Source organism: Microbacterium sp. UBA3486, assembly GCF_002377845.1.
Lineage (GTDB): Bacteria > Actinomycetota > Actinomycetes > Actinomycetales > Microbacteriaceae > Microbacterium > Microbacterium maritypicum_A.
In genome coordinates, this window is record NZ_DFQP01000052.1 from 1 (window position 1) to 5073 (window position 5073).

The window sequence follows — 5073 nt, forward strand, 5'->3', positions numbered from 1 at the left end:
CGTGCTGCTCCTCGGCCTGCTCGCCGGGCACACGTGGCTGTTGACCGGCGATATCGCGCTGTGGCTGCAGGGCGAGGCGCCGGCGGCGATCGCCTTCGCGCTGGACGAGCGGGCGCCGCGCATCGTGGCCGCGGTCGTCGCCGGTGGAGCGCTCGCGCTCTCCGGCGCCATCATCCAGGGGGTGAGTCGGAACCCCCTCGCCGACCCGAGCATCCTCGGTGTCACGGGCGGGGGCGGACTCGGCGCGGTGCTCGTGATCACGAGCGCCGTCTCGTCCACCGCGGGCATGATCGCGGGTGCCATCGCCGGAGCGCTGCTGGCCTTCGTCCTCGTCTACCTGCTGTCGTGGCGCGGTGGTCTGAACGCCGACAGGTTCCTGCTGATCGGCATCGGCGTCTCGTACTTCACCGTCTCGCTCACGACCTTCTTCCTCCTGAGGTCGAGCCCCTGGGACACTCCGAAGATCTACACCTGGCTCTCGGGCACCACCTACGGCCGTGTCTGGGAGCAGGTGCTGCCCCTGGCGATCGTGCTGGCCATCGCCCTGCCGCTCGTGGTGATGAGCCGCCGCGAGCTCGATGTGCTGTCGCTCGACGAGGACACCCCGCGGCTCGTCGGCATCCGTCTCGAGCCGGTGCGGCTCACGTTGCTGGTCGTGGCGGCCGTGCTCGCGGCTCTGAGCGTGACGGCGATCGGCGTGATCGGCTTCGTCGGTCTCGTCGCTCCGCACGCGGCGCGGGCGCTCGTCGGCGCGAGGCACTCGAGGATGATTCCGGTCGCGGTGCTGCTGGGCGGACTCCTGGTGGGGGTGGCCGACACGATCGGTCGTACCGTCATCGCCCCCGCGCAACTGCCGGCCGGACTCGTGGTCGCGCTGATCGGTGCCCCGTACTTCGTCTGGCTGCTCTGGCGCTCGCGCGACGCGTAGCTCCCGCCTCGAATCGCGCAGATGGTCCCCTTCCGTCGAGGAAGGGGACCACCTGCGCGATTCGAACGGGGACTACTTGGCGAGGAACTCCTTCAGCGCGGCGTTGACCTCGTCGGCGTGGGTCCACAGCAGGCCGTGCGGAGCGCCCTCGACCTCGACGTAGTCGGCGTCGGGCACTGCCTGGTGGAATCGACGGGCGGTGGCATCGATCGGCAGGATGTTGTCCTTCGTCCCGTGCAGGATCAGGGTGGGCTTTCCGGCGGAGCGCACGGCCTCGACGTCGGTGCGGAAGTCTTCGATCCACGCCGGCACGACCGCGTAGGCGGCCACGGGGGCGCTGCCGACCGCGACGTTCCAGCTGCCGGTCACCGCCTGCTCGCTGATGCGCGATCCCAGGTTCTCGTCGAGGTTGTAGAAGTTCTTGTAGAAGTCGGTGAACCACGCGAAGCGATCGCCCTTGGCGGCAGCCTCGATGCCGTCGAAGACCTCCTGCGGCACGCCCTCGGGGTTGTCGTCGCGCTGCACGAGGAAGGGCTCGAGCGAGGCGAGGAAGGCGAGCTTGGCGACGCGGTCGTGGCCGTGGCGGGCGACGTAGCGTGCGAGCTCTCCGGTGCCCATCGAGAAGCCGACCAGCACGACGTCGCGCAGGTCGAGGGTCTCGAGCACGGTGTTCAGGTCGGCGGCGAAGGTGTCGTAGTCGTACCCGGTGTTCACCTTCGACGATCCGCCGAAGCCGCGGCGGTCGTAGGTGATGACGCGGTAGCCCTGGGCGAGGAGCTCGCGGGTCTGACGCTCCCAGCTGTGACCGTCGAGCGGATAGCCGTGGATCAGGACGACGGGCTGACCCGATCCCTGGTCTTCGTAGTAGAGCTCGATCGGGGTGCTGTTCTCGGTGCCGACGGTGATGTAACCCATGATCCTGATCCTTTCGGTTCCGGTGAGAACGGTCGTTCTCGCTCGATGTGACCAATCTAGAGAACGTTCGTTCTCGTGTCAAGTAGACTTCTGGACATGACCGAAGACGAGGCTCGCGAGCGCATCCTCTCCACCGCCGAGGAGCTGTACTACCGCAAGGGGTACGCGGCCGTCGGCATGGACGAGCTGCGTCAGGAGGCCGGGGTCTCGCTGCGCCGCCTCTACTCGCTGTTCCCGTCGAAGACCGACATCGTCGTGGCCGTGCTCGCACGCAAGCACGCCGAGTGGGAGTCGGGCCTGTCGGGTGCCGTGGCGGATGCGGGCGGCGACCCGCGCGCACGTCTCCTCGCCGTCTACGGCTATCTCGAGAACTGGTTCTGCGCCGACGACTTCCGCGGCTGCGCATTCATCAACGCGTTCGGTGAGCTCGGCGGCACGAATCCCGAGGTCGCCGAGATCGTACGGGCGCACAAGGCCTCGTTCCAGGAGTACATGGCGGGTCTCGTCGCCCAGACGGGCGCGTCCCCCGCGCTCGCCGCGCAGCTGTCCATCCTCGCCGAGGGGGCGCAGAGCACGGCCGCGATCTCGGCCGACCCGGCAGTGGCCGCGCAGGCCAGGGGGGCCGCCGAAGTCCTGATCGACGCGGCCTTCACGCGCGCCTGATCCTTCCGCGTGAGTCGGGCATGATGGGGGTTTTGACTAACCTGGTTAGCGAAATGCCGTTCCGGTGTCAAGGGCGATGCGTCGCGCGCGGGCGTCTCGTAGCCTGCGGGGCATGGAATCACGCACAGAGGGCATCGGTCGTCAGTCGCTGATCATCGCGGCGGCGACGTTCATGGTGATCGCGGCCGCTGTCGGCGCGGGGGCATTCGGCGGTGCGTCCGTCGATGACCTGCAGGACGGGGCCCTCTCCGCCCAGGGCTCGTACCTCGCGCCCGCGGGGCCCGCATTCTCGATCTGGTCGCTGATCTACCTCGGCCTGTTCGCGTACACGGTGTGGCAGGCGTTCCCCGCCCAGCGGCAGGACCCGCGTCAGCAGGCCGTGGGCGGATGGATCGCCGCGTCGATGGTGCTGAACGGGCTGTGGCTGGTGACCGCACGATTCCTGACGCTCTGGCTCACTGTCGTCGTGATCGCGGCGCTGCTGGCCGTGCTCGCTCGAGTGATCGTGCTGCTCGGTCGCTTCCCCGCCCGCAGCCTCGCCGATCGCATCCTCACCGACGGCGCGAACGGCCTGCACTTCGGCTGGGTCACGATCGCCACCGTCGCCAACACCGCCGCCTGGCTCACGCAGATCGCACCGCAGAGCTGGGCGCAGGCCGCCGATGCCTGGGCGATCGGCGTGCTGGTCGTCGTCCTCGTGATCGGAGCCGCCGCCGCCTGGATCACCGGACGCATCGCCCCCGCCCTCGCGACGGCCTGGGGTCTGGCATGGCTCGCCGTCGGACGGCTCACCGGAGAACCGCAGAGCACCCCGACCGCGATCGCCGCGATCACCGTGGCGGTGCTGCTCGTCATCACCGGGGTCGTGGCGGTCCTGCGCCGGTCGCGCGCCGTGGACGCCGACGCTCAGAGCACCAGGCGGTAGCCCATCCCCGATTCGGTGAGCAGGTGCACGGGAGCGCCGGGTTCCTGCTCGAGCTTCTTTCGCAGCTGCGACATGTACAGGCGCAGGTAGCCGGAGTCGGAGACCTGCTCGCTGCCCCAGATCTCCTTCAGCAGGTCCTGGCGCGTGACCAGGGCGCCCGGATGCCGGGAGAGGTGCTCCAGCATCCGCCACTCGGTCGGGGTCAGGTGCACGCGCGCTCCGCCCCGTGTCACCGTCTTCGTCGAGAGGTCGACCACCACATCGCCGAAGGCCACGGTCGACTCGCCGCTGGCCGGGATGGAGCGACGCGAGAGCGCACGCAGCCGTGCCAGCAGCTCGTCGACCTGGAAGGGCTTGGTCACGAAGTCGTCGGCGCCGGCGTCGAGCGCTTCGACCTTGTCGGCCGAACCCGTGCGACCGGACACCACGATGATCGGCACGTTGGTCCATCCGCGCAGCGCCTGGATCACCTCGATGCCGTCGAGTCGGGGCATCCCCAGGTCGAGCATGATGAGGTCGGGGTGGGTCTGGGCGGCCGCAGCGATGGCGGCGGCCCCGTCGGGAGCCACGACCACCTCGTATCCGTGCGCGGCGAGGGTGATCCTCAGCGCGCGGACCATCTGCGGATCGTCGTCGGCGATGAGCAGCTTCACTCCGTGCCCTCCGTGTCGGCAAGTCCTGCGGCCAGCGGCAGGGAGATGACCATGGTGAGGCCTCCGCCAGGCGTGTCCTCGGGTGTCAGGGTACCGCCCATGCCCTCGGTGAACCCGCGCGACAGGGCGAGTCCCAGACCGAGTCCCGTGGTGTTGTCGGTGTCGCCGAAGCGTTGGAACGGCTGGAAGATGCGGTCCCGTCTCTCGGGCGAGACGCCTTCCCCGCGGTCGATGATGCGGATCTCGGCGCGGCCGCCGAGGGCGCTCGTGGAGACGATGACCCGTGCGTCTTCGGGGGAGTGCCGATGGGCGTTGGCGATCACGTTGACCAGCACGCGCAGCAGCAGCACGGGGTCGGCGTGCAGCGGCGGCAGGTCGGGATCGAGGGCGAGCTCGACGTCGGACGGCCCGAGCCCCAGCTCATCGACGGCGGCGAGCACGCAGCCTGCCGCATCCATCCGCGACGACGATACGGCGAGCACGCCGGCCTGCACGCGGCTCACGTCGAGCAGGTCGGTGACCAGCGTCGACAGCGTCGCGAGACTCTCGTCGGCGGTGGCGAGCAGTTCTTCGCGATCGGAGGCCGACAGTCCGTGCGCACCGCGCAGACCGCCGATGGCGGCGACCGCCGAGGCGAGGGGGCGGCGCAGGTCGTGGCTGACGGCCGACAGCAGGGCGCTGCGCACCTGGTCGGTCTCGGCGAGTGCTTCCGCCTCGCTCGCGGTGGCACGCAGATCGGTGTGCTCGATCGCGGCGGAGAGCTGGGCGACGATCGCATCCAGCAGGCGGCGTTCGGGTCCGGCGAGCGGCTCGCCGTTCAGCTCCAGCACCGCACGGGGCCCGCCCCCGGGGACGACGCCGCGGGGGATGGTCGTGGCACGTCCGTCGGCCACGGGTTCGCCGTCGCTCGCGAGCACCTCGCCGTCGGGAGCGATCAGGCGCACGCCGCTCAGCCCGAACGCCTCTCGGGTGCGGCTGACCAGAGCCAG

Annotated in this window: 6 protein-coding genes; 3 read left to right on the top strand and 3 right to left on the bottom strand. The window is 70.0% G+C overall.

Annotated features, from left to right (window positions below; genetic code table 11):
* A partial coding sequence (locus B2869_RS07685; protein ID WP_292764623.1) for an iron chelate uptake ABC transporter family permease subunit occupies positions 1–928 on the top strand: 928 nt, incomplete at its 5' end.
* 72 nt (positions 929–1000) lie between these two features.
* On the opposite strand, the gene B2869_RS07690 is transcribed toward B2869_RS07685, so the two are convergent.
* Positions 1001–1843, bottom strand: coding sequence for an alpha/beta fold hydrolase (locus B2869_RS07690; RefSeq protein ID WP_029260076.1), 843 nt, complete (start codon positions 1841–1843; stop codon positions 1001–1003).
* Positions 1844–1939: 96 nt separating this feature from the next.
* On the opposite strand from B2869_RS07690, the gene B2869_RS07695 reads away from it, so the two are divergent.
* Both B2869_RS07695 and B2869_RS07700 read left to right on the top strand, forming a co-directional pair.
* On the top strand, positions 1940–2506 hold the full coding sequence (locus B2869_RS07695; protein ID WP_029260075.1) for a TetR/AcrR family transcriptional regulator: 567 nt from the start codon (positions 1940–1942) through the stop codon (positions 2504–2506).
* Positions 2507–2618: 112 nt separating this feature from the next.
* Positions 2619–3431: a tryptophan-rich sensory protein gene (locus tag B2869_RS07700; RefSeq protein ID WP_167253619.1), complete on the top strand. Its 813-nt coding sequence runs from the start codon at positions 2619–2621 to the stop codon at positions 3429–3431.
* On the opposite strand, the gene B2869_RS07705 is transcribed toward B2869_RS07700, so the two are convergent.
* The gene (locus B2869_RS07705; protein WP_029260073.1) at positions 3413–4084 is read right to left on the bottom strand and encodes a response regulator; all 672 of its coding nucleotides are present in this window, start codon (positions 4082–4084) and stop codon (positions 3413–3415) included. The genes B2869_RS07700 and B2869_RS07705 overlap by 19 nt on opposite strands.
* On the bottom strand, positions 4081–5073 hold a 993-nt coding region (locus B2869_RS07710; RefSeq protein WP_292764634.1), incomplete at its 5' end, for a sensor histidine kinase. The genes B2869_RS07705 and B2869_RS07710, both read right to left, overlap by 4 nt.

Excerpts from the sequence above, each read along its gene's own strand:
- B2869_RS07690 (WP_029260076.1), bottom strand. The coding sequence starts at position 1,843 with ATGGGTTACATCACCGTCGGCACCGAGAACAGCACCCCGATCGAGCTC.
- B2869_RS07695 (WP_029260075.1), top strand. The coding sequence starts at position 1,940 with ATGACCGAAGACGAGGCTCGCGAGCGCATCCTCTCCACCGCCGAGGAG.
- B2869_RS07700 (WP_167253619.1), top strand. The coding sequence starts at position 2,619 with ATGGAATCACGCACAGAGGGCATCGGTCGTCAGTCGCTGATCATCGCG.